This is a genomic window from Streptomyces sp. P5F9 (assembly GCF_057961495.1).
Genome location: NZ_JBXVPZ010000742.1, coordinates 1 through 2,905 on the forward strand (window position 1 = coordinate 1; position 2,905 = coordinate 2,905).

Annotated in this window: 3 protein-coding genes and 1 pseudogene; 3 read left to right on the forward strand and 1 reads right to left on the reverse strand. The window is 68.6% G+C overall.

Annotated features, from left to right (window positions below):
- Positions 1 to 359 (reverse strand): RDD family protein (locus AC31A1_RS49365; RefSeq protein ID WP_489659587.1); only part of this gene is annotated, 359 nt, incomplete at its 3' end.
- Between the two features lie 198 nt (positions 360 to 557).
- Here AC31A1_RS49365 and glnA point away from each other — a divergent pair.
- The 3 genes and pseudogenes from glnA to AC31A1_RS49380 form a co-directional block, all read left to right on the forward strand.
- Positions 558 to 1,967 carry a type I glutamate--ammonia ligase gene (gene glnA, locus AC31A1_RS49370; protein ID WP_489659588.1) on the forward strand — a complete coding sequence of 470 codons (1,410 nt, stop codon included), beginning with the start codon at positions 558 to 560 and terminating at the stop codon, positions 1,965 to 1,967.
- A gap of 97 nt (positions 1,968 to 2,064) precedes the next feature.
- Positions 2,065 to 2,325, forward strand: a complete 261-nt coding sequence (locus tag AC31A1_RS49375) for an SCO2583/SCO2584 N-terminal domain-containing protein (protein WP_489659589.1) — start codon at positions 2,065 to 2,067, stop codon at positions 2,323 to 2,325.
- Between the two features lie 2 nt (positions 2,326 to 2,327).
- Positions 2,328 to 2,905, forward strand: a pseudogene (locus AC31A1_RS49380) (hypothetical protein); the annotation flags it as partial.

Genomic DNA, 2,905 nt, shown 5'->3' on the forward strand with positions numbered 1-2,905 from the left:
GTGCGGAGGGGGTTGGGGCGGCCGGTGTCGAGGGCGTACACGCGGAGGCCGAAGAGGCGCTTGCCCGGGGTGAAGCCGATCGTGCCGACGGTCAGGACGCTCAGGAGGAAGAAGATCAGCAACGTCCAGTACGAGGCCGCATGGATGTTGCCGTGCGTGATCAGTTGGGATGCAATCAGCTCGCTCATCCCCCAGTCGACGGCGAGGGCGCCGAGCCGGCGGCCCGGGCGGGCGATCGAGCCGGGGCCGTCCTCGGGCAGGCCCAGCTGCTCACCGCGGTAGCCGAAGTCGACACCTGCTCGCTCCGCGGCCTCACGGGGCCCGGAGAGCCATGAGCCGATTGCATCCCTGTTGTCCACCCGTCCACGGTACTGCCCGCGTTCTGCCATGCGGACAGGAGGGGCCGGCGGGCCCAAGACCGGTTAACTTGGGCGAAACAAATGGGTCACGCTTGAGAAATCCCCCGTCCCTAAGGTCGGGTCCAGCGTGTGCCACCGCACTGGCCGCACGAACGAACTACCACCCCGGCACGGACGGTCGGGAGTAGGAGGAGCTGGATGTTCCAGAACGCCGACGAGGCCAAGAAGTTCATCGCGGACGAGGACGTCAAGTTCGTCGACGTCCGATTCTGCGATCTGCCGGGTGTGATGCAGCACTTCACGCTGCCGGCGACGGCCTTCGACCCGGACGAGGAACTCGCCTTCGACGGCTCCTCGATCCGCGGCTTCCAGGCCATCCACGAGTCCGACATGGCGCTCCGCGCCGACCTGTCGACCGCGCGCGTGGACCCCTTCCGCCGCGACAAGACGGTCAACATCAACTTCTTCATCCACGACCCGATCACGGGCGAGCAGTACTCCCGTGACCCGCGCAACGTGGCCAAGAAGGCGGAGGCGTACCTCGCCTCCACCGGCATCGCGGACACCGCGTACTTCGGTCCCGAGGCCGAGTTCTACGTCTTCGACAGCGTGCGCTTCGAGACCAAGTCGAACGAGAGCTTCTACCACATCGACTCCGAGGCCGGCGCCTGGAACACCGGTGCGGTCGAGGACAACCGCGGCTACAAGGTCCGCTACAAGGGCGGCTACTTCCCGACCCCGCCGGTCGACCACTTCGCCGACCTGCGTGCGGAGATCTCCCTGGAGCTGGCCGCGTCCGGCCTCCAGGTCGAGCGCCAGCACCACGAGGTGGGCACCGCCGGCCAGGCCGAGATCAACTACAAGTTCAACACGCTGCTCGCCGCGGCCGACGACCTCCAGCTCTTCAAGTACATCGTGAAGAACGTGGCCTGGCGCAACGGCAAGACCGCGACCTTCATGCCGAAGCCGATCTTCGGCGACAACGGCTCGGGCATGCACATCCACTCCTCGCTGTGGGCGGGCGGCTCCCCGCTCTTCTACGACGAGGCCGGCTACGCGGGTCTGTCCGACACCGCCCGCTACTACATCGGCGGCATCCTCAAGCACGCCCCGTCGCTGCTCGCGTTCACCAACCCGACGGTGAACTCGTACCACCGCTTGGTGCCGGGCTTCGAGGCGCCGGTCAACCTGGTGTACTCGCAGCGCAACCGCTCCGCCGCGATGCGCATCCCGATCACGGGCTCCAACCCGAAGGCCAAGCGCGTCGAGTTCCGCGCGCCCGACTCCTCCGGCAACCCGTACCTCGCCTTCTCCGCCCTGCTCCTCGCGGGCCTGGACGGCATCAAGAACAAGATCGAGCCGGCCGAGCCAATCGACAAGGACCTCTACGAGCTGGCCCCCGAGGAGCACGCGGGCGTCGCCCAGGTCCCGACCTCCCTCCCGGCCGTCCTCGACCGCCTTGAGGCCGACCACGAGTTCCTCCTCGCGGGCGACGTCTTCACGTCCGACCTGATCGAGACGTGGATCGACTTCAAGCGCACGAACGAGATCGCACCGCTGCAACTGCGTCCGCACCCGCACGAGTTCGAGCTCTACTTCGACGTGTGATCCAACCGATCGAACCGATCGCCGGGTGCCCCCGTCTCTCTTCGTAGAGGCGGGGGCACCGTCGTACGCAGACTGTTTTTCGGGAGGGGCAACGGGGATGGGACAACAACAGGGCGACGAGGAGCGGGAGTTCGACCTCAAGTGGGCCGACGGGGCCGAGCACAAGGAGCCGTCCGCCCGGGCTCGGATGCTGGCCGCGCGGTGGAAGGAGAACCCTCCGGGGCCGGTGCCGTTCCGGGGTGAGCCCGAGGGGGTGGGACCGCGGCGGTCTTCGTGGATATCGACGGTGGTCGTGCTGGGGAGTGTCGTCGCGGTCATCGTGTTGTTGGGGTACGCCAACTTCCGGGCGCCGTACTAGAGATGGACGAGATCATCGGCGAGCGGACCGCTCTCGGGGATCCCCTCGCGTGGCTCCGGCTGGACGAGGCGTTGCGGCGTGAGTCGTACGCGCCCTCCGGCCTCGCCCGGCCTCGGCTCGCGATCGACCTGTGCCACCGCGACGGCAGGATTCGGGAGGCGGCGCTCCAACAGGCCGTCGGGGACCCGGCGTTGCTGCCGTTGGTCGTCGTGCGGTGTGCCGACTGGGCCGGGCAAGTGCGGGAGCGGGCACGGGAGTTGCTGCGAGCGGCTCTCGACGTGGACACCGGCGTCGCACTCGCGCCGCTGATTCTGCTCTTCGGGCGGCGGGGGCGGGGTGCCTTCGCCATCGAGCTGCTCGACGAGGTGCTGCGCCGGGCGTCCCGCGAACAGCTCGCTCCCCTCTTCACCGACGCGGACCGTACCGTGCGTCGTCACGTCCACCGGCTCGCCGTCGAGGCAGACCTCCTCTCCCCCGCCGAACTCGCCCGCGCCGCCGCCCGGGACACCGACACCGTCGTACAGAACCTGTGTGCGGAGGCCGCCCTGGCCGCCGTAGCGCGGACGGGCCGCTACGACGA

Bases quoted from the DNA above. Each gene is read 5' to 3' on its own strand.
- glnA (WP_489659588.1), top strand. From the start codon at position 558: ATGTTCCAGAACGCCGACGAGGCCAAGAAGTTCATCGCGGACGAGGAC.
- AC31A1_RS49375 (WP_489659589.1), top strand. From the start codon at position 2,065: ATGGGACAACAACAGGGCGACGAGGAGCGGGAGTTCGACCTCAAGTGG.